Consider the following 20,711-nt stretch of genomic DNA (forward strand, 5'->3'; position numbering starts at 1 on the left):
CATGAGCAACGAAGGACTCGCCGCAGCGCAGCAGAAGATGAAGGACGCAGGGGTCGCGCAGACCGCGATCGACGTCTTCTCCCACTACTACGGGCAGCTCGAGGAGGGGGTGACCGGCACGATCCCCGAGGACACGATCGAGCCGTATCTGGATCCCACCCACCTCGACGACGTGAAGATCGACGTGGCCGAGGCGAAGAAGGTCTTCGACAAGCTCGCGATCATCAACCTCAACGGCGGCCTCGGCACCTCCATGGGGCTGGACCGGGCGAAGTCGCTGCTCCCGGTGCGGGACGGGAAGAGCTTCCTGGACCTCATCGTCGAGCAGGTGCTCGCCGCCCGCCGCGGCACGAACTCGCGCCTGCCGCTGATCTTCATGAACTCCTTCCGCACCCGCGAGGACACCCTCGAGGTGCTCTCGAAGTACCCCGACCTGCCCGTCGGCGACCTGCCGCTGGACTTCCTGCAGAACAAGGAGCCCAAGCTCCGCACCGACGACCTCACCCCCGTCGAGTGGGAGGCGGACCCCGACCTCGAGTGGTGCCCGCCCGGCCACGGCGACATCTACACCGCCCTGCAGACCTCCGGCCTGCTCCAGCAGCTGCTCGACGCCGGCTTCAAGTACGCCTCCGTCTCCAACTCCGACAACCTCGGCACCGTGCCGAGCCCGGTGCTCGCCGCCTGGTTCGCCTCCACCGGCGCGCCGTATGCGGCCGAGCTGTGCCGCCGCACCCCCGCCGACCGCAAGGGCGGCCACCTCGCGGTGCGGAAGGCCGACGGGCGGCTCATCCTGCGCGACACCGCGCAGACCCCGGCGGAGGAGATGGACTACTTCACCGACGAGCACCGCCACCCGTTCTTCCACACCAACAACCTGTGGTGGGACCTCGAGCAGCTCGACGCGATCCTCAAGGAGAGGGACGGCGTGATGGGTCTGCCGCTGATCCGCAACGAGAAGACCGTCGACCCCTCCGACAAGTCCTCCACGCCCGTCTACCAGATCGAGTCCGCGATGGGCGCCGCGATCGAGGTGTTCGACGGTGCGACCGCGATCGTGGTGGGGCGCGACCGCTTCCTGCCCGTGAAGGCGACCAGCGACCTGTTCCTGATCCGCTCCGACGCCTACGCGCTCGACGAGCGGAACGCCCTGGTCCAGCAGGTCCAGAGCGTGCCGTCGGTGTCCCTGGAGTCCGGCTCCTACAAGCTGATCCAGGACTTCGAGCTCCGCTTCCCGCAGGGCGTGCCCTCGCTCAAGGAGGCCACGAGCCTCGACGTGCAGGGCGACTGGACCTTCGGGGCCGACGTCGAGATCGTGGGCGAGGCCGTGCTCGGCGAGGAGGGCGGCGAGGTGCCCGAGGGCGCCCGCGTCGGCACCCCCGCCGCCGGCTGACCCCGGCCCGGACCGGCCCCGGGCCGTCGGATCCGGCCAGCCCGTGATCCACCAGACGACGCACCGAGTGGCAGGTTTCGACCGGTATCAGTGAGCGATACCGGTCGAAAACTGCCACTCGATCTGTGTTCAGGGACGCACAGGGTGGGGCACGACCCTCAGCGTCGGAGTTCCGGAGCACCGCCAGGCCGGCGTGGTGGGGAGGAGACGTCTCCGTCGAGCCGTGAGCAGGCCGTTGTGGATGCCTGGGACGGTTCGGTGCGACGACCTCCGATGCTGTCGTCATGTCCCGCGCTCCGAGCCCCCTGCCCGAGACACTGCGGTACGCCGTCTTCTCCACCGCCGAGGCGCTGGCGGCTGGGGTGGACCCGACGCGCCTGACACGCAGCGACCTCCGGCCGCTCGCTCGCGGGCTCTGGGCGCGAGGAGGCGGGACTGTCACCGAACGCGAGATCGTCGCCGCCCTGTGCAGGATTCACCCGACGGCTTTCGCGGCAGGACTCACCGCGGCGCGATTGTGGGGGATGCCGCTGCCCGGCATCCTCTCGATGCCGGTGACCGAACCCCCGCAGCAGGCTTACATCGTCGTGGGCTCGGAGAGCCTCTCTCCACGAGGCGGAGCCGTCGACAGGCGGCTCCATATGGCCACGCCCGGTACACGCCGGCAGGGCACCCGGCTTCTGCGCTGGAGTCGTGTGGAGGCGGAGACGGTGGGTCTCCTCGAGGCGCGGAACGGTCCGGCTGTCCGCCTCACGTCCCGCGTCGGGACACTCCTCAGCCTGGGCGCGGTCCTCGACGTCGGTGCGCTGGTGGCGATAGGTGACCACCTCGTCCGACGCCCACGCCAGCAGTACGAGGGACGGTCCCGGCCGTACGCCACGATCCCCGAGCTCGTCGCTGCGGCCGGCGGCCACCGTGGTCGAGGCGCTCGCCGGGTGCGGGAGGCGGTCGCACAGGTGAGGATGTCCAGCGACTCCCCGCCGGAGACCGCGCTGCGCCTTGCGATGGTCGCTGCCGGGCTGCCGGAGCCGCGCGCGAATGCACCGGCCCATCAGGTGCTCGCAGGAGGCGAGGTCGTCGAGCTCGGAGAGCCGGATCTCCACTGGCCGCAGTGGAAGCTCGCGCTCGAGCACGAGGGTCCGTCCCATCTGGACCGCCGTCAGCAGGACCGTGACATCGACCGAGGGGATCGTCGGCGTGATGCGGGGTGGGTGGAACTGCGTACGACGGCGAAGGATCTCCGAGCCGGCTGCGCTCCGGCGGTGGCGAAGGTGCGTCGCGAGCTGGTGCGGGGCGGGTGGCGGCCGGGCTGAGCGCGGCTCGCTGCTGGGTGGAGAGCGGCGCGCCGCGGGGCTGAGCCGGGCGTCCAGCCGCTCCTCGGCGGAAAGGTGGGTGTGGAGGCCCGCCGACGAGATCGAGTGGCAGGTTTCCACCGGTATCGCTCAGTGATACCGATCGAAACCTGCCACTCGATGTGCCGGCGTCCGGGCGGCGGCGGCCGGGCCGGCGGGGACAGGCCGGCCGACGGGACGGGGCTGGGCCTGTGGGGTCAGCGGGGGCCGGTGGCCCAGCCCTTGCCGCCGGTGAGGTCCAGGGGGTGGGGCAGCGGGTTGCCGTAGCGGTGGTTCGTCGCGCTGATCGCCTGCTCCTGCAGGAAGGTCAGCAGCTCGACGCGACCCGAGGCGAGCACGGGACCGGTGAACAGGGCGACCTCCACCCGCTCCGCATGCGCGACCCGCAGTGCCTCGTCGACCTCGCCGATCACGCGCACGCGGCGCTGGGCGAGCCGGCCGAGACGGGCGGCGAAGGTCGCCGCGTCCTCCTGGACGACCGAGGCGGGCGTGCCCGCGGCCCGCGCGGTCGGGAGCAGCGCCTCGTCGGCGACCGAGACCTCGACCTCGGCGCCGGCGGTGCGCGCGGCATGCAGCACCCGCTCGAGCTCCGCCGTCGTCGTCCCGTCGGCCGCGCGGACCACGACCGGCAGCGGCAGGTGTCGCAGCAGGTTGATCTCGCCGTGGACCTCCTGCTCGTCGCGGGGGCCGAAGAACTCATCGATCTCCGCGCGGTCGGAGTCGCGCGCCGCCTCGAGCCAGGCCTGCGGGTCCTCGGTGCGGGAGGGGACAGAGGCGGAGTCGGCGAGGTCCTGCAGGTGCAGCAGGTAGTGCGGGCCGCCCGCCTTCGCGGTCTGTCCGATCGCGGAGCGCTTCCAGCCGCCGAAGGGCTGTCGCTGCACGATCGCGCCGGTGATGCCCCGGTTGACGTAGAGGTTCCCCGCCTCGACGTGCTCGGTCCACCAGGCGATCTCGGAGGGCTCGAGGGAGTGCAGCCCCGCGGTGAGCCCGTAGTCGGTGCCGTTCTGCATCCGCACGGCGTCCTCGAGGGTGTCGGCGTGCATGATGCCGAGGACCGGCCCGAAGTACTCGGTGCGGTGGAAGGCGGAGCCCTCGCGCACGCCGATCCGCACGCCCGGCGTCCACAGCCGTCCCTCCTCGTCGAGCTGTCGCGGCTCGGCGAGCCAGGTCTCGTCCTCCCCGAGCTCGGTGAGGCCCGCGGCGAGCTTCTCGCCGGGCGGCTCGATGATCGGCCCCATCCGCACCGTCGGGTCGACGGGCTCGCCGACCTCGAGGGACAGCACCGCGTCGGCGAGCTGCGCGTTGAAGCGGCGGGAGCGGGAGACGGAGCCGACGGTGATCACGAGACTCGCCGCGGAGCACTTCTGCCCGGCATGGCCGAAGGCCGACAGCGCCACGTCCCGGGCGGCGAGGTCGAGATCCGCCTGTGGGGTCACGATGATCGCGTTCTTGCCGCTGGTCTCGGCGAGGATCCGCAGATCGGGGCGCCAGGACGCGAACAGGGCGGCGGTGTCGTAGGCGCCGGTGAGGATCAGCTGGTCGAGCCGGGGATGGGCGATGAGGGAGCGCCCCACCTCGTCCTCGGGCACGTCCACGAGCGTGAACACGCCCTCCGGCACCCCGGCCTCGAGGAAGAGACGTCCCAGCAGCGCGCCGCAGCGTCGCGCCTGCGGGGCCGGCTTCATGATCACGGCGCTGCCGGTCACCAGTGCGGCGAGGGCCCCGCCGGTCGGGATCGCGACGGGGAAGTTCCACGGCGGGGTGACCAGCGTCAGGGTGCGCGGGGTCAGCGCGAGGTCGCGGCGTGCGGCGAGGCGCTCGGCCTGCTCGGCGTAGAAGAGCGCGAAGTCGATCGCCTCGCTGACCTCGGGATCGCCCTGCTCGAAGGTCTTCCCGGTCTCGGAGGCCATCACCTCCAGCAGCTCGGCGCGGTGCGCGGCCAGGGTGCTGGCGACTCGGCGGAGCACCAGGGCGCGCTTCTCGACCGGCATCGCGGCCCAGGCAGGCTGCGCCGCGAGCGCCGCCTGCACCGTGGCCTCGACCTCGTCCGTCGTGGTCAGGCGCGCGGCACGGGACTCCTCGACGCCGAGCTCCGAGCCGCGGATGCGATGGGTGATGCCGGCGGCCCACTCCTGGTTCGCGGCCGTGGACAGATCGGTGTCCGGGGTGCCGTGGAAGGCGCCGGGCACCGCGGGCAGCGCGAGGCTGCCCAGCTCGAGCCGAGCACCGGTCTCCGCCGCACGGTCCTGGACCCGGTGCGTGTCCGGGGCGTCCTCGCTCCGGGCGAGGTCGAGGGCACGGGTGAACCGGTCCTGCTCGCGGGCGAACAGCTCCTCGGAGGAGTCGAGGTCGAAGGCCGCGGAGAGGAAGTTCTCCGAGGAGGCGTTCTCCTCCAGACGACGCACCAGGTAGGAGACGGCCACGTCGAAATGACGCGGGTGGACGATCGGGACGTACAGGCGCATCGTCCCGGTCACCTCCCGCACCACGGCCTGCTGGCCCGGAGCCATGCCCGCGAGCATCTCGAACTCGACGCCGTGCCCGGGACCGGTGGGGATCCCGCGCTCGGCCATGAGCAGGTGGGCGAAGGCGACGTCGAAGAGGTTGTGCCCGGCGACGCCGAGGTGCACGGCCTCGAGCCGGCCCGGGTCCATCGCCTCGAGCAGCATCCGCTTGTACTGCGCGTCGGTCTCCAGCTTCGAGGGCAGCGGGGCCTGCGGCCAGCCGTGCACCGAGGCGTCGACCTTCTCCATCGCGAGGTTCGCCCCCTTGACCAGGCGCACCTTGACCGGCGCGCCGCCGTCGGCGACCCGGCGCTCGGCGAAGCGGCGCACCCGCGCCATCGCCCGCGGCGCATCGGGGAGATAGGCCTGCAGCACGATCCCGGCGTGGAGCTGGGCGAGCTCGGGACGGTCCAGGAGCGTCTCGAACACCTCCAGGGTCAGCTCGAGGTCCCGGTACTCCTCCATGTCGAGGTTCAGGAACGTGGGGGAGTCGGTGCGGGCGGCGTCGAGATAGATCGGCAGCAGCGTCTCGACCACGTGGTCCACGGTCTCGGCCGCTCCCCACAGCGGCAGGTGCTCCACGATCGAGGACACCTTAATCGAGACGTAGTCGACGTCGGAGCGGGAGACGATCTCGTGCACGCCCGCGAGGCGCCGCGCCGCCTCCTGCGCGCCGAGCACGGCCTCGCCGAGCAGGTTGATGTTCAGCGTCGTCCCGTCGGCCGTGAGCCGGGAGAGGGAGGCGGTCAGCGGCCCGGGCCGGGCGTCGAGGATCAGGTGGGAGACCATCCTGCGCATGGCGGCGCGGGCGGTGGGCACCACCACCGAGGGCGCCAGGCGCGAGGCGGCGCCGCCGAGGCCGACGACGCGGCGCAGCGGGGCGGGGAGGAAGGCCGGCGGGTCCTGGGCGAGGCGGCGCAGCTCGACCGCCGCGGCGCGGGGGTCCTCGGGGCGGATCACCCGGTCCACGAAGGCGAGGGTGAAGTCGAGCCCCTTCGGGTCGCGCAGCAGGTCGGAGAGGAGTCCGGCGGCGGCCGGGACCTCGCGTCCGGCGGCGTCCTGCACCCAGGTGCGCACCTGTGCGGCGACGTCCTCGGCGGTGAGGGCGGTCGTGCGCAGGGCGTCGCGGTCGGAGGGCTGGGGCACGGGGGACAACGCGGGTCTTCTCCTCGATCACGGATCTCGCCGGACCCTCGGGGTCGACGGCGCGGGCGCCATCGCCCGTCACCCCGATCGTAGGTCCTCGGCGGGTCAGCGGCGGACCCGAGCGGCGCGCAGACGTGGAGATCCTGTGAGCGGATCGGGACGGTTCCGGGACGACTCCGCACGGACCGTCCGGTCAGGATCCGCCTCCGAGTGCCCCAGCGACTGTGACACGATGCGGGAGCACACCGCACCACACACCACCCGGACGCCACTGGAGGCATCGATGAAGAAGTTCATTTTCCTGGCCGGTCTCGGCATCGGCTTCGTGATCGGGTCCCGTGCGGGCCGCGGCCCCTACGAGTCCCTCGAGCGCACCGCCCGCCAGGTCGCCGACGATCCCGAGGTCCAGCGCCGCGCCGCGCAGGCCAAGGACACCGCGACCCGCGTCGCGCAGGACACCGCCGGGACCGTCAAGGACAAGGCCCCCGAGGTCGCCTCCGCCGCCCAGGGAGCGGTGGTCGGCGCGGCCGGCGCCGCCAAGGAGCGCCTCTCGAACAGCTCCGATGCGACCCTCGACGAGGACGCGGCGAAGGTCGCGGACGCCTCCGCCGACACGGACCTTGCCGACGGCAGCGCGGCCGCCGGCGGCGACGCCGAGGTGGGCGAGGACAAGCCCCTCAGCTCCTGAGCAGGCCCCGGGTCCGACGGGCCCGCCCCGACGCGCAGCGGCGCGCCGGCCTCACCCCAGCACGGTGACGCCGGCGCGCCGCTGCTCGTCCATGAAGCAGTTCCCGCACAGCGACATGTAGGTGACGGCGTCGGCCACCGCCCCTCCGGCCTCCTCGTCGATCGCGACCTGGTCGCCCTCGAACACGAACCGCTCGCCGATGCGCCGGCAGTTGAACTCGGCCTGCGCGCCGCAGCGGCACATCGTCGGCAGCTTCTCGACATTGTCCGCGAGCTCGAACAGCCGCTGCGCCCCGGGGAAGGTCGCGGTGCGGAAGTCGGTGCGCAGCCCGTAGCAGATCACCGAGATCGCGTCCTGCTTCGCGATGCGGAAGAGCTGGTCGATCTGCAGCGGCTCGAGGAACTGGGACTCGTCCACGAGCACGCAGTGCAGCGGCCGCAGGCCCCGCTCGTCGGCGGCCCGGGAGACCCGCTCCCGCAGGTCTTCGCCCGGATGGGCGAGCACGTCCACGCGCCGGCTCGCCCCGCCGCGGGCCACCACCCAGTCCTCGCCCTTGGTGTCCAGGGCGGGCTTGACCGTCAGGGTCGCCAGCCCTCGTTCGTCGTAGTTGTAGGCGGTCTTGATCAGGGTGTCGGACTTCCCGGAGTTCATCGCTCCGTACTTGAAGTGCAGCTTGGCCATGGTGTGGGGTGCTCCGGGGTCGCGGTGGGTCGGGGGAAGGGGGCGCAGGGACGGGCGAGGAGGGGTGGGGTGCGCGGGCTCAGAACGCGTCGAGCACGCTCGGCCGGGGGCCGGCCAGCAGCGCGTCGAGCAGCGCCTCGGCGGGCGCGTCGGCCTCGGCGCACAGTCCCAGCCGACGGGCGTCGGCGAGGGAGCGGCCGCCGGCGAGCAGCAGCGAGGCCGCGTGGACGTCGAGCAGGACCGTTCCCGCGGTCGCCTCGCCCGAGGGGGCGGCCGACGGCCCGGCCGACGACTCCACCGATGCCGCCCCGCGCTCCGGGACCGGGACGGCGCGGACGCGCCCGTCGGCCACGTGCACGTCGAAGACCCCCGCGGCGCGGCAGGTGCCTGCGGCGACCGTGTCGTCCGTGATCTCGAGCCGCAGCGCGCCGGAGAGCCCGGCCGGTGCCGGCCGTGCCGTGAGCAGGGCCGCGGTGTCGACCACCCGCATCATCACCAGCGGCACCGGCCCGCCGGCGGGCCGGGCGCCGCCTCCGGGCAGCACGTCCAGCACGGGATCCTCCGTCCGCACGCGCAGCTGCACCGACTCGGTCACCGTCGACCAGGAGCCGATCACGCGCAGCAGGGCGCGGAGGTCCTCGCGGTCCCGCCCCAGCACTTCGTGCACCTCGAGTCCGGGACCCTCGCCCCGGCGCCGGGTCCAGGAGGCGTAGCCGCGATCCAGTCCGTCCTCGCCGACGAGCAGCACGGCCTCCCAGCCGTGACCGGGGAGTCCCTCCGGGAACAGCGGCCCCTGGCGACGCAGCATGGCGTTGTCCCTGGCCGTCACCTCCTCGTACAGGGCGCGCACCCGCGGCATGCTCGCAGCAGTGACCGGGACGGTGCGCCGGCCGGGCACGGACCGCAGGCGCTGCAGGTCCACCAGCGGCACCTCGAGCGTCTCGACGCGAGCGACCACCTGGTATCCGTGGCGGCGGTAGATCTCGGGGTTCGAGGGATAGAGCATCGAGACCGGCAGGGACTGCTCGTCGCAGCGGGCGAGCACCGCAGTGAGCAGCTCGGCGAACAGCCCGTCGCCGCGGTGCGCGGGATGGACCGCGAGCCCGGCGATGCCGCCGCAGCGCACCCGGCCGCCGCCGAGGGAGATCTCGTCGTGCCGGATCCGCGCGGCCGCGGCGAGCACTCCCTCGGCTCCTCCCGGCAGCGCCGCCGAGTCGATCCCGATCGCGGTCTGACCGGGGGAGAGGGGCGCGGAGGCGGCGGGATCGTCGGCGTCGACGGACCCACCGAACGCGCTGGAGGTGAGCAGCCTGTAGGCCAGGGCGTCCGTCGGGGTGAGTTCTCGGACCGGCATGCGGACGAGTCTAGGGGCGCGCGACGGTGCATACTTGCCTCGCGAGACAGCCCAGGAGGTGCCGTGAGTCCACGCCGCGACAGCGAGTCGGAGAACCCGTCCACGAACGGGGGCCGCAAGCCGTTCACCCGCCCCAACAGCGCACAGCGCGGGGCGCGCGAGGCGCTGTCCCGTCGTCTCTCCGCCGGGGACCCGCGCAGCGAGCAGTCGCCGCGCCGCCGGATCCCCGTGGGCCTGTCCACCTCGTCCGTCTTCCCCTCGGGGGTGGAGGAGGCGTTCCGCCTCGCCGCCGAGATCGGCTACGACGGCATGGAGGTGATGGTCTCCTACCCGCGCGACAGCCAGGACCCGGACCTGCTGGCCGAGTACTCCCGCCGCTACGACCTGCCGATCCTCTCCCTCCACGCCCCGACGCTGTTCTTCCTGCAGGGGCTGTGGGGTCGCGACGCCTGGGTGAAGATCGAGCGCACGATCGAGATCGCGAAGTCGCTGGACGTCCCGACGATCGTCGCCCACCCGCCGTTCCGGTGGCAGGGGAAGTACGCGCGCGGCTTCGTCGAGGGCGTCGCCCGCCTCGAGGACGAGCACGGCATCGCGATCGCGGTGGAGAACATGTACCCCTGGCGGCTCGGGGTGCGCGAGGTGCTGAACTACCTCCCCGACCACGACCCGACCGACGAGGACTACGCCCACGTCACCGTCGACCTCTCCCACGCCGCGACCGCCGGGGACGACGCGCTGGAGATGATCGAGCGGCTCGGCGACAAGCTCACCCACCTCCACCTCGCCGACGGGTCCGGCAACACCACCAAGGACGAGCACCTGCCCCCGGGCGAGGGCAACCAGCCCTGCGCGGAGGTGCTGCGCCGTCTGTCCAACCGCGGTTGGGAGGGCTCGGTGCTGCTGGAGGTCACCACCAGCCGTGACCCCGTCGCGCGCGAGCGCACCCTGCGACAGTCCCTCGCCTTCGCCCGTCACCACCTCGGCCACCACCTCGAGGACGGGGACGTGGGATCCGCCACCCGCTGAGGGACTCCCCAGGCTCCGGTGGGAGGATGGCGCACGCATGTGCCGGGCTCCGCGCGGCCGCCATGCATCGACGACAAGCACACGAACTGATCGAACGACGAGGTAGCGCAGGCAGATGGGGAACGGCAACACAGGGATCGTCCACTCGAACACGAGCCTGCTGGCGGTCGAGGGGACTCTGCCGCAGGTGACGGTGACCTCGGACGAGATCGACGAGATGCTGGCCCCGGCCCGCAAGCGGCTGCGCCTGCCCAAGGGCGTGCTCCAGCGCGTCGCCGGCGTCTACGAGCGCAAGTGGTGGCGCGACCGCGAGAACGGCTGGAAGCAGGGCGTCGTGCTCGCCGCCGAGCGCGCGATGGCCAAGGCCGGGATCATGCGCGACCAGGTGGGCCTGCTGATCAACGCCTCCGTCTCCCGCCGTCACCTCGAGCCCGCGGTCTCCACGGGCATCCATCACTCGCTCGGCCTGCCGGCGGCCTGCATGAACTTCGACATCACCAACGCCTGCCTCGGCTTCGTCAACGCGATGACCATGGCCGCCGGCATGATCGACTCCGGCCAGGTGAAGTATGCGCTGATCGTGGGCGCGGAGGACGTCGAGGACGTCCAGCGCGGCACGATCGAGCGCCTGAACACCAAGGGCTCGACCCGCGCCGATTTCAACAACCAGTTCGCCTCGCTCACCCTCGGCTCCGGCGCCGCGGCCGCCGTGCTGGGCCCGGCCGACGAGCACCCTGAGGGTCACCGGCTGAAGGTCACCCAGGCGCGCTCGGGCACCGAGCACCACGAGCTGTGCGTGGCGAACATGGAGGACATGCGGACGGACTCCAACGGCCTGCTCGAGAACGGCATCAACCTGATCGTGGACACCTGGAAGGCCGCCAACGCCTCCGGGCTCGACTTCAAGGGCGTCGACTACGTCATCCCGCACCAGGTCTCGATGGTCTACACCCGCAACTTCTCGAAGATCACCGGGGTGGGGATGGAGCGCATCCCCGTCACCTTCCCGGACTGGGGGAACATCGCCGCGGAGGCGGTCCCGATGACCCTCGCTCACATCCAGGACGACATCGAACGCGGCCAGCGGGTGCTGCTGATGGGCGTCGGCTCCGGACTGAACACGGCGATGATGGAGGTCCAGTGGTGAAGAGCACCCCCGAGATCCCCGACGTGCCGGGCCTGGACCCGGTGCTGCACCGCACCGAGCAGGTCCGCGACCACACCGGCGAGCTGCGGCAGTGGCACCTGCTGGACTCCGGCCCCTGGCTCGCCGAGCGCGGCATCACCCCGCGCGGCACCCTGCTCGCCGTCCACGGCAACCCCACCTGGTCCTTCCTGTTCCGCTCCCTGGTGCGCGAGGACATCCCCTGGCGGCTCATCGCCGTGGACCAGCTCGAGATGGGCTACTCCGAGCGGACCGGCGTGACCCGCCGCTACCAGGACCGCATCACCGACCTCTCGCTGCTGACCGACGCGCTGTCCCTGCACGGGCCGGTCGTCACCGTCGGCCACGACTGGGGCGGGCTGATCTCGACCGGCTGGGCGCTGGACAACCGCCACGACGTGGTCGGCATGATCCTCACCAACACCGGCGTGCACCAGCGGATCGAGGAGGCGCTCCCGAAGGCGCTGCAGCTCGCGACCACCCCCGGCTTCCGCACCGCCTCGACCTCGCTGACCGACGCCTTCCTGCGCACCACCCTGTCGCTGTCGAAGCCGTCGCTGCCCAAGGAGATCCAGGACGCCTATCTCGCGCCCTACCGCTCCCGCTCGCGCCGCCGCGGCATCGACCAGTTCGTCGCCGACATCCCCGCCGCCGCGGACCACCCCTCCCGCGCCACCCTCGACCGGGTCGCCGAGGGGCTCACCCACCTCCAGGTCCCCACGCTCTTCGCCTGGGGCCCGCGCGACATCACCTTCTCGGACCGCTTCCTGCGCGACCTGATCCAGCGCGTCCCGCACGCGGACGTGCACCGCTTCGAGGGCGCCTCCCACCTGGTGTGGGAGGACGCCGACGTCGCCGGGCTCGTCGCCCAGTGGCTCGAGGCGACCTTCTCCGCCGCAGGCACGCCCCGCACCGAGGCCCCCGCCCGGCGCCCCGTCTCCGCCTACGCCGCCGAGCAGGTGCCCGCCGCCCCGATCGGCGCGCCGATCGCGCGCCTGGCCGCGGATCCGCTCCACGCCCACCGGCCGGCCGTGGTCGAGCTCGGCGCCGAGGAGGACGGCGGCACGCGGGAGATCTCCTGGTCGCTGCTGCACCGCCGCGTCGAGGACATCGCCGCGGGCCTGCTCGGCCACGGCGTCCGCCCCGGCGACCGGGTCAGCCTGCTGATCACCCCCGGCGCCGACCTCACCGGCGTGCTCTACGCCTGCTTCCGGATCGGTGCGGTGGCCGTCGTCGCCGACGCGGGCCTCGGCACCCAGGGCCTGACCCGCGCCGTGATCGGCTCCCACATCGACTGGCTGATCGGCATCCCGAAGGCGCTCGTCGGCGCCCGCGCGATGGGCTGGCCCGGCCGACGGATCAGCGTCGAGCAGCTGCCCACCGTGGACCGCGCCGCCCTCGGCGTGGAGACCTCGATCGCGGAGCTCGCCCGCTCCGGCGCCCTCCAGCGCGAGCTCGGCGCCCCGCTGGACGTGGCCCACCCGGACCCCGACTCCGACGCGGCGGTGCTGTTCACCTCCGGCTCGACCGGCCCCGCCAAGGGCGCCGTCATGACGCACCGCCAGCTCAGCGCCATGTTCGCCGCCGTCGGCGACACCCTCGACCTCGCCCCCGAGCGGGGCCTGGTGGCCGGCTTCGCGACCTTCGCGCTGCTGGGCCCCGCCCTCGGCGCGCCGACGGTGGTGCCGGACATGGACATCACCCGTCCCGGCGAGCTCACCGCCCCGGCGCTGGCCGCCGCGATCGGCGCGCTCGGCCGCCCCGCCGTGTTCACCGCCCCCGCCGCGCTGCGGAACATCCTGGACACCGCCGGCGAGCTCGACGAGGCCGGTCGCGCCGCGATGGCCGGCGCCGCGAGCTTCTTCTCCGCCGGCGCCCCGATCCCCGCGCACCTGCTGCAAGGGCTGGCGGAGATCATGCCGGAGGCGAAGGCGCTGACCCCCTACGGCATGACCGAGTGCCTGGCCGTCGCCGCGATCGACCTCGAGGGCATCGAGGCGGCGGGCCCCGGCTCCGGCGTCTGCGTCGGCACCCCCGTCCCGCGCGTGCAGATCGCCGTCGCGGTGATGGACGAGGGGGGCCGCACCACCGGCGAGATCACCGAGGAGGCCGGCGTGACCGGCGAGATCCTCGTGCGCGCCCCGCACGTGCGCGACCGCTACCTCATGCTCTGGGGCACCACGCACACCTCGATGCGCTTCGAGGGCTGGCACGCCACCGGCGACGTCGGCCACCTCGACGAGGCGGGACGCCTGTGGGTCGAGGGCCGTGCCGCGCACGTCCTGGCCACCGCCGACGGACTGTTCACCCCCGTCCAGGTCGAGGAGGCCGCCGAGGCGGTCCCGACCGTGCGCCGCGCCGGCGCCGCCGTCGTCGGCCCCCGCGGCACGCAGCAGGTCGTCGTGATCCTCGAGACCGAGGACGGCTACCGGCCCGGGAAGGCGGCCCGCCCGAGGCCCGCCGCCCCCTCCCTCGCCGAGGCCGTTCGCCGTGCCGTGCGCGAGCGCGCCGGCGTCGAGGTCGTCGCCGTGTTCGAGACCCGGGCGCTGCCCACCGACATCCGCCACAACTCGAAGATCGACCGTGCGGCGCTGTCGCGCTGGTCCGAGCAGACCCTGCGGGGCGAGCGGGCGGAGGCCCTGTGAGCGCCCCGACCGTCCTGGTCACCGGCGCCTCCGGCATGCTCGGCGGTGCCGTCGCGACCGCCCTGCGCGACCGCGGCGCCACGGTGCGCGCCTTCCAGCGCCGCCCCGCGGGGATCGACGGCGTCGAGGACGTGCTGGGCTCCCTCACCGAGGCCGACGACGTGCGCCGCGCCGTGCAGGGCGCGGACGCGGTCGTCCACCTCGCGGCGAAGGTGTCGATCTCCGGCCCCGAGAGCGAGTACCGGGCGATCAACATCGGCGGCACCGGGAACGTGCTCGACGCGCTGCGCGCGAACGGCGGCGGCACCCTCGTGAACGTCTCCACACCCTCGGCCGCGCACCTGGGCCGCGCGATCGTGGGCCTGGACGCGACCCCCGCCGATCCGGAGCGCGCCCGCGGCCCCTACGCCCGCACCAAGGCGGCCGCCGAGCTGCTCGCGATGGACGCCGACGGGAACGACGGGATCTCCGTGACCTCGATCCGTCCCCACATCGTGTGGGGGCCCGGGGACACCCAGCTCGTCGGCCGGATCGTCGACCGCGCCGCGAGCGGCCGTCTGCCGCTGCTGGACGAGGGCATGGCCCTGATCGACACCACCTACGTCACCAACGCCGCGGACGCGATCGTCGCCGCGCACGATCGGATCGCGGACGTGCACGGGCAGAGCTTCGTGATCTCCAACGGCGAGCCGCGGACCGTCCGCGACGTCTTCGCCGGCTGGTGCGAGGCCGCGGGGGTGCCCGCCCCGACCCTGCGCGTCCCCGGCAGCGTGGCCCGCCTCGCCGGACGGCTCATCGAGCGGGTGTGGGAGAAGCGCCCGGGCCATGACGAACCGCCGATGACCGAGTTCCTCGCCGAGCAGATGTCCACCGCGCACTGGTTCGACCAGCGCCGCACCCGCGAGATGCTGCAGTGGACGCCGCGCGTGAGCATGGACGAGGGCAACGCCCGCCTCGCGGAGTGGTTCCGCGCGCATCCCGTCGTCTGAATCCTCCAGCCCGTCACATCGCACGGAAGCCGAGCCCATGAGCGAGAAGAACACCGACCCATCCGCCACCGGGGCGGCCTCCACGCCGGAGCACGCCCCGGCCGACGACGCCGCGCTGCGCGCCGAGATCGACGCCGAGCTCGCGGCCGAACGGGCCTCCCGCCCGCGGGCGAGCAGCCGCCTCGCCGGCCTGGTGCTGCTGCTGGGCGGGATCATCGGCTGGATCGCCTCCCTCGAGCTGCAGGTCGGCAAGGAGTTCCTGCTCGCGAACCCCGGGGCGAGCCTCGGCTGCGACGTGAACCCCTTCATCTCGTGCGGCAACGTGATGATGACCTGGCAGTCCTCGGCGCTGGGCATCCCGAACATGGCGATCGGGCTCGCCGGCTTCGCGATCATGGCCGCGGCCGGTGCGCTGATGGTCTCCGGCACGCAGCTGCCCACCTGGTTCCGCTGGGCATGGCTGGGCGGGATGACCTTCGCCTTCGGCTACATCCACTTCCTCGCGATCTCCGCGATCTTCGTGATCCGTGCGCTGTGCCCCTGGTGCATGGTCATCTGGACCGTCACCGCACCGATGTTCTTCGCGACCCTGGCCCGCACGATCGAGCACGGCGATCTGCGCCTGCCCGCCCCGCTCGCAGGACTGCTGCGCCGCTGGGGGCTGCTGACCGTGCTGTGGTACCTGCTGGTGATCATCGTGATCGCCGCCGCGTTCTGGCGGCAGTGGCTGGTCGTGCTCGGCCTCGACTGATCACGGTCCGGGGGACCTGACCGTTCCTCCACAGCGCTCCGCCGTCCCCAGGGCGGCAGCGGGCTCGGACGGCGCCCGCTCCGCGCGCCTAGGTTCGCGGGCATGGGAGCACCACCAGGGACCGAGGAGCGAGGCACCGCGGCGCGGCATCGCCGCACCGGGCAGCCGCTGATCCGCCGACGCGACCACACCGCCGAACGGCCGCGACGTCGACTGCCCTTCCCCGCCCCGCCGGCCTCCGCGCTGATCGGCATCGCGGTGCTGGTGCTGATCGGCGCCGGGGTCATCCACCTCTCCGGCACCGGATCGGCGATCCCGCAGGAGGAGCCTGCCGGGGTGACGGTCGCGGAGGGCGGGACTGCCGGCCCGGAGGGCGGCGCCGACGGCGAGGGATCGGACGGGGCCGAGGGCGCCGACGACGACGGCGACGCCGATGGAGGCGACGGGACGACCGGGGACGGAGCCGAGTCCTCGGGGGGCCCCGCCGCCACCGCCTCGTCCGCTCCCGCCGAGCTCGTCGTCCATGTCTCCGGCGCCGTCGTCTCGCCCGGCGTGGTCCGCCTCCCGCCCGGTGCCCGGGTCGATGACGCGCTGCGCGCCGCCGGCGGCGCGACCGGGGAGGCGGAGCTCGACGCCGTGAACCTCGCCCGCCCCGTCGTCGACGGCGAGCAGATCCACGTGCCCGTCCCGGGGGAGGAGCCGCCTGCCAACTCCGCCCCGGCGCCCGCCGCGGACGCTCCGCCCGCGGGCGACGCCGGTGCCGGCGAAGGGTCGGCGGGCGGCAGGGGCGCGGACGGCGGCCTGATCGACCTGAACACGGCGAGCGCCGCCGAGCTCGACGAGCTGCCCGGCGTCGGCCCCGCGATCGCGCAGCGCATCGTGGACCACCGTGAGCAGAACGGGCCCTTCGAGAGCGTCGACCAGCTCGAAGAGGTCTCCGGGATCGGCCCCGCCACCCTCGAGAAGATGCGCGACAGGGCGACGGTGTGAGCGCGCCTCCCCGGAGCGAGGAGCGGACATGACCCGCGCGGATCTGCGCCTGCTGCCCGGCGCGACCTGCGTCTGGGCGCTCGCGGTGCTCGGCGTGACCGCCGGCGGCGCCGCCGCGATCGCCGCCGGGGCCGTGATCGTCTCACTCGCCCTGACCGCTCTCACCCTGCTCGGGCCCGCCCGCGGCGCGCGCACCATCCTCGCCCACCTCGCACTGGTGCTCCTCGCCGGACTGCTCCTGATCCCGGCGCTGCACCGTCACGACGGCACCGCCGACGCGCTCGGCGAGGCCGCTGCCGACGGGCTCGTCGTCGAGCTCACCGTGATCGCGGGGTCCGACCCCGCACCGCCGAGCGGCGGCCCGGAATGGTCCCGCACCGGCCTGCAGATGATGGCCCGCACCGAGCCGGGTCCGGCACGGATCGGGCGGGCGCAGGAGCAGCTCACCGCCGCCGTGCCGGTGCTCGTGCGCGCCGACGGCGAGGCCGCGGAGGCACTCGCACGGATCCGCGACGGGGAGCCCGTCCATGTGCGGGGACGGGTCTCGGGCGATGCCTCGCTCCTAGTCCTGCGCGCCACGGAGGTCGGTCCCGCGCAGGAGGCGTCGGGCGGTGTCGGGCCGGGCCAGGAGGCTCGGCACCGTCTGCGGCAGATCGCCCGCGACGCCACCGCTCATCTCCCTCCGGACGAGGCCGCGCTCGTGCGCGGCATGACCACCGGGGACACCAGCGGCATGGGGGAGCAGACCGAGGAGATCATGCGCCGCGCCGGGATCTCGCATCTGGTCGCCGTCAGCGGAGCGAACATCGCCCTCGTCCTCGCCGCTGTGCTCGGTCCGCTGCTGCTGGCCGGGGTGCGCCGCCGTCCCCGCCTGCTGATCGCCGCCGCCGTGGTCGCGGGGTACGTGTGGCTGGTCGGCGACGAGCCGAGCGTGCAGCGCGCCGCGACCATGGCCGCACCACTGCTCGCCGCACGGTTCGCCGGCGTGCGCGCCTCCCCGGTCGCCGCGCTCGCTCTCACCGTCGCGCTGTGGTCCGTGCTCGACCCCGTCACCGCCGCCTCGATCGGCTTCCTGCTCTCCGCCCTCGCGACCGCGGCGATCCTGCTCGCGGCACCGCCGCTCGCCCGCGCGCTCGAGCAGATGAGCGGCGGACGGCTCGGCCGGACGGCTGCGCTCGTGCTCGCCGTGCCGCTCGTCGCCCAGGCCGCCTGTACGCCCGTGCTGATCCTGCTGACCCCTGAGGTCTCCGTCTGGGCCGTGCCCGTGAACATGCTCGTCGGACCGCTCGTCGGCCCCTCCACGGTGCTGGGCCTCCTCGCGCTCGTGCTCGGGGTCATCTGGCCCGGTGGGGCCGCGGTGCTGTACGGGATCGCCGCTGGAGGGGCCCATCTGGTGCTCCTGATCGCCCGCACCGCCGACGCCCTGCCCGGCTCCCGCATCGCCGTGCCCGACGGGACCACGGGCGTGCTCGGCGCGATCGCCGTGCTCCTGATCGCCGGCCTCGCCGTCGCGGGGAGGCGCCGTCCCGCCGTCCGCTGGGCCACTGCGGTGGTGCTCGTCATCGCACTCGCCCCCGGCATCGGGCGGATGCTGCCGGTGCGCAGCACCCCCGGCTGGAGCCTCGCCCTGTGCGCGGTCGGCCAGGGCGACGCGCTGCTGCTGCGCCCCGCCGGCTCCGACCGGGACGGGCCGACGGTCCTGGTGGACACCGGCCCCGACCCCGCAGCGCTGGACGCCTGCCTCGACCTGCTGCAGGTGCCGGATATCGACCTGCTGGTCCTCACCCACCCGCACGCCGACCACACCGGCGGGAGGGACGCCCTGACCGGGGCGCGCACCCCGGCGCAGCAATGGGTCTGCCCGCTGCCGGCCGCCGCGGCCGACGTCGTCCCGGGAGCGCCCGCCGAGGTCGCGACCACCGGCACCGGCTGGGAGCAGGACGGCCTCGCCCTGACGGTGCTGTGGCCCGACTCGGCCGAGGCCGCCGAACGGGCCAGCGCCGCCGAGCAGGGATCGGGAGAGGGGGACGCCGCGAATGACTGCTCGATCGCGCTCGAGGTGCACTGGGCCGACGGGACCCGCCTGGTCACCCTCGGCGACCTCGAACCCGCCGCGCAGGAGCAGCTCGCCGCGACCGAGCCGGGCCCGGCGGACATCGTCAAGGTCGCCCACCACGGCTCCCGCTTCCAGCACGCCCCGCTCTACGAGCAGCTCGACCCCGACCTGGCGCTGGTCCCGGTGGGGCGGGAGAACACCTTCGGTCATCCCACCGACGAGCTGCTGGACCTCGTCCGCGGCACCGGCGCCCAGGTGCTGCGCACCGACGTCCACGGCACCGTCGTGCTCCCCACGGGCGAGGACGCCGCGCCGCGGAGCGTCGCGCCAGCGCGGTAGCGGCACCGGGGCGTCGGCCCGGACCGCTAGGATCGTGCAGTCCCCCTGAGCAGTGAGGAGCTCCCGTGAGCGATGTCGAGTGGCACAGCGTCGCCCTCGCACCGATCGTGCTCGTCCACGGCACGGAGGGTCTGATCGCCGACCGAGCCGTGCAGCGCCTGCGCGCCCTGGCCAAGGAAACCGATCCCTCCGTGGAGGTCCACGACCTCTCCGGCGAGGCCCTCGGCCCCGGCGCCCTGGCCCAGGTCGCGAGCCCCTCCTTGTTCGGCGAGCCGCGCCTGGTGGTCGTTCCCGAGCTGCAGTCCGCCCCGGACTCCCTCGTCCTCGAGCTGCTCGCCTACGTGAAGGCTCCCGAGCAGGACGTCACCCTCGTGCTCGTCCACCGCGGCGGCAATCGCGGGAAGAAGCTCCTGGACGCCCTGAAGAAGGCGGGAGTGCCGCGCGTGGACGCGAGCCCCGTCAAGCGCGCCGCGGACAAGCAGGCCTTCGTCGCCGCGGAGTTCGCCCGTGCCCGCCGTCGCATCCAGCCCGACGCTCTGGTCGCCCTCGTCGACGCCTTCGGCACCGACCTCGCCGAGCTCGCGGCGATCAGTCGCCAGCTGATCGAGGACACCACCCCCGACCCGGGCGAGCAGCCCGCCCAGGTGACCGTCGCGGAGGTGCGCGCGCTGACCTCCGGCCGTGTGGAGTCCACCGCCTTCGCCGTCGCGGACGCCGCGATCGCGGGCAAGGAGCAGGACGCGCTGCAGCTGCTCCAGCAGGCGCAGCTCGCCGGCGCCGACCCCGTCCCGATCGTCGCCGCGATCGCCTCGAAGGTCCGCTCGCTGGCGAAGGTGTCCGCACCGGGCGCGACCCCGCGCAGCCTCGGCATGCCCGACTGGATGCTGCGCAACCTCTCCCGGGAGGCGAAGAGCTGGAACGACCGCTCCCTGGCCCGGGCGATCGAGGCAGTGGCCCGCGCGGACCATGAGGTCAAGGGCGCCGGCCGCGACCCGCAGTGGTCGGTGCAGCGCATGGTGATGGGGATCTGCCGGGCCCGCCGCGCCCGCTGATCCCGGGCATGAAGGAGCCCGGTGCGCATCGCTGCGCACCGGGCTCCTCATGCCCCGGAGGGGCGGGGTCCTCAGGGACCGATGATCACTTGGCGACGCCGGCGACCAGCTTGGCGAGACCGGACTTGCGGTTCGCGGCCTGGTTCTTGTGGATGACGCCCTTGGACACGGCCTTGTCGAGCTTGCGCGAAGCGGACTTCAGCGCCTCGTTCGCCACGTCGGCATCGCCGGTCGAGACAGCGGCCTTCACCTTGCGGGTGTAGGTCTTGAGCTCGGACTTGACGGCGCGGTTGCGCAGACGAGCCTTCTCGTTCGTCTTGTTGCGCTTGATCTGGGACTTGATGTTTGCCACGAAGACTCTTCTCCAGTGTTGCTGAGGTGGATCATCCCGGACTGCCGAGGAACGGAGCCGACGGGGACGGCGGTGGGGATTCGCCTGGAGACGTCGGTCCCGGAGTCGCTGCCACGGGTACTCGCCCGGGTCGCACGAACCGCCCGTCCCCTGAGACACTTCGGGAGGACACCCCTGCGCACACCGAACGGTATGTCACACATACAAGGAGAGATGCTAACAGAGGGC

At 73.5% G+C, this 20,711-nt stretch carries 15 protein-coding genes; 11 read left to right on the top strand and 4 right to left on the bottom strand.

Features of this window, described 5'->3' with window-relative positions; genetic code table 11:
* Window position 1: 1 nt before the first annotated feature.
* On the top strand, window positions 2-1,390 hold the full coding sequence (locus A4A78_RS14895; protein WP_062950632.1) for a UTP--glucose-1-phosphate uridylyltransferase: 1,389 nt from the start codon (window positions 2-4) through the stop codon (window positions 1,388-1,390).
* 284 nt (window positions 1,391-1,674) lie between these two features.
* The gene (locus A4A78_RS14900; protein ID WP_062950633.1) at window positions 1,675-2,703 is read left to right on the top strand and encodes a hypothetical protein; all 1,029 of its coding nucleotides are present in this window, start codon (window positions 1,675-1,677) and stop codon (window positions 2,701-2,703) included.
* Between the two features lie 236 nt (window positions 2,704-2,939).
* On the opposite strand, the gene A4A78_RS14905 is transcribed toward A4A78_RS14900, so the two are convergent.
* Complete coding sequence (locus tag A4A78_RS14905; RefSeq protein WP_082835368.1) at window positions 2,940-6,392, bottom strand: bifunctional proline dehydrogenase/L-glutamate gamma-semialdehyde dehydrogenase; 3,453 nt, start codon at window positions 6,390-6,392, stop codon at window positions 2,940-2,942.
* Between the two features lie 283 nt (window positions 6,393-6,675).
* On the opposite strand from A4A78_RS14905, the gene A4A78_RS14910 reads away from it, so the two are divergent.
* Window positions 6,676-7,080 carry a hypothetical protein gene (locus A4A78_RS14910; protein ID WP_062950635.1) on the top strand — a complete coding sequence of 135 codons (405 nt, stop codon included), beginning with the start codon at window positions 6,676-6,678 and terminating at the stop codon, window positions 7,078-7,080.
* Between the two features lie 51 nt (window positions 7,081-7,131).
* Here A4A78_RS14910 and A4A78_RS14915 read toward each other — a convergent pair whose 3' ends face one another.
* Window positions 7,132-7,761, bottom strand: coding sequence for a thymidine kinase (locus A4A78_RS14915; protein WP_062950636.1), 630 nt, complete (start codon window positions 7,759-7,761; stop codon window positions 7,132-7,134).
* A 79-nt stretch (window positions 7,762-7,840) separates the two neighbouring features.
* Window positions 7,841-9,115: an enhanced intracellular survival protein Eis gene (gene eis / locus A4A78_RS14920; protein ID WP_062950637.1), complete on the bottom strand. Its 1,275-nt coding sequence runs from the start codon at window positions 9,113-9,115 to the stop codon at window positions 7,841-7,843.
* Window positions 9,116-9,178: 63 nt separating this feature from the next.
* Between eis and A4A78_RS14925 the strand changes: the two genes are divergently transcribed.
* The 8 genes from A4A78_RS14925 (at window position 9,179) to holA (ending at window position 20,131) form a co-directional block, all read left to right on the top strand.
* Complete coding sequence (locus A4A78_RS14925; protein WP_082835369.1) at window positions 9,179-10,144, top strand: sugar phosphate isomerase/epimerase; 966 nt, start codon at window positions 9,179-9,181, stop codon at window positions 10,142-10,144.
* 115 nt (window positions 10,145-10,259) lie between these two features.
* The gene (locus A4A78_RS14930; RefSeq protein WP_010551714.1) at window positions 10,260-11,291 is read left to right on the top strand and encodes a 3-oxoacyl-ACP synthase III; all 1,032 of its coding nucleotides are present in this window, start codon (window positions 10,260-10,262) and stop codon (window positions 11,289-11,291) included.
* The gene (locus A4A78_RS14935) at window positions 11,285-13,954 is read left to right on the top strand and encodes an alpha/beta fold hydrolase (RefSeq protein ID WP_062950638.1); all 2,670 of its coding nucleotides are present in this window, start codon (window positions 11,285-11,287) and stop codon (window positions 13,952-13,954) included. Before A4A78_RS14930 ends, A4A78_RS14935 begins: the two co-directional genes overlap by 7 nt.
* Window positions 13,951-14,943, top strand: coding sequence for an NAD(P)-dependent oxidoreductase (locus A4A78_RS14940; protein WP_062950639.1), 993 nt, complete (start codon window positions 13,951-13,953; stop codon window positions 14,941-14,943). Before A4A78_RS14935 ends, A4A78_RS14940 begins: the two co-directional genes overlap by 4 nt.
* A 37-nt stretch (window positions 14,944-14,980) precedes the next feature.
* On the top strand, window positions 14,981-15,694 hold the full coding sequence (locus A4A78_RS14945) for a vitamin K epoxide reductase family protein (RefSeq protein WP_062950641.1): 714 nt from the start codon (window positions 14,981-14,983) through the stop codon (window positions 15,692-15,694).
* Between the two features lie 102 nt (window positions 15,695-15,796).
* On the top strand, window positions 15,797-16,684 hold the full coding sequence (locus A4A78_RS14950; RefSeq protein ID WP_062950643.1) for a ComEA family DNA-binding protein: 888 nt from the start codon (window positions 15,797-15,799) through the stop codon (window positions 16,682-16,684).
* A gap of 28 nt (window positions 16,685-16,712) precedes the next feature.
* A complete protein-coding gene (locus tag A4A78_RS14955; RefSeq protein ID WP_062950645.1) occupies window positions 16,713-19,079 on the top strand; it encodes a ComEC/Rec2 family competence protein in 2,367 nt (788 codons plus the stop codon).
* A 65-nt stretch (window positions 19,080-19,144) separates the two neighbouring features.
* A complete protein-coding gene (holA, locus tag A4A78_RS14960; RefSeq protein WP_062950647.1) occupies window positions 19,145-20,131 on the top strand; it encodes a DNA polymerase III subunit delta in 987 nt (328 codons plus the stop codon).
* 85 nt (window positions 20,132-20,216) lie between these two features.
* Here the strand turns inward: holA and rpsT are convergent, their stop codons facing one another.
* Entirely contained in the window at window positions 20,217-20,483 is a 267-nt protein-coding gene (gene rpsT, locus A4A78_RS14965; RefSeq protein WP_062950649.1) for a 30S ribosomal protein S20, read from the bottom strand.
* Between the last annotated feature and the right edge of the window lie 228 nt (window positions 20,484-20,711).

The sequence above is a fragment of the Brachybacterium sp. sponge genome, assembly GCF_001613775.1.
GTDB lineage: Bacteria > Actinomycetota > Actinomycetes > Actinomycetales > Dermabacteraceae > Brachybacterium > Brachybacterium conglomeratum.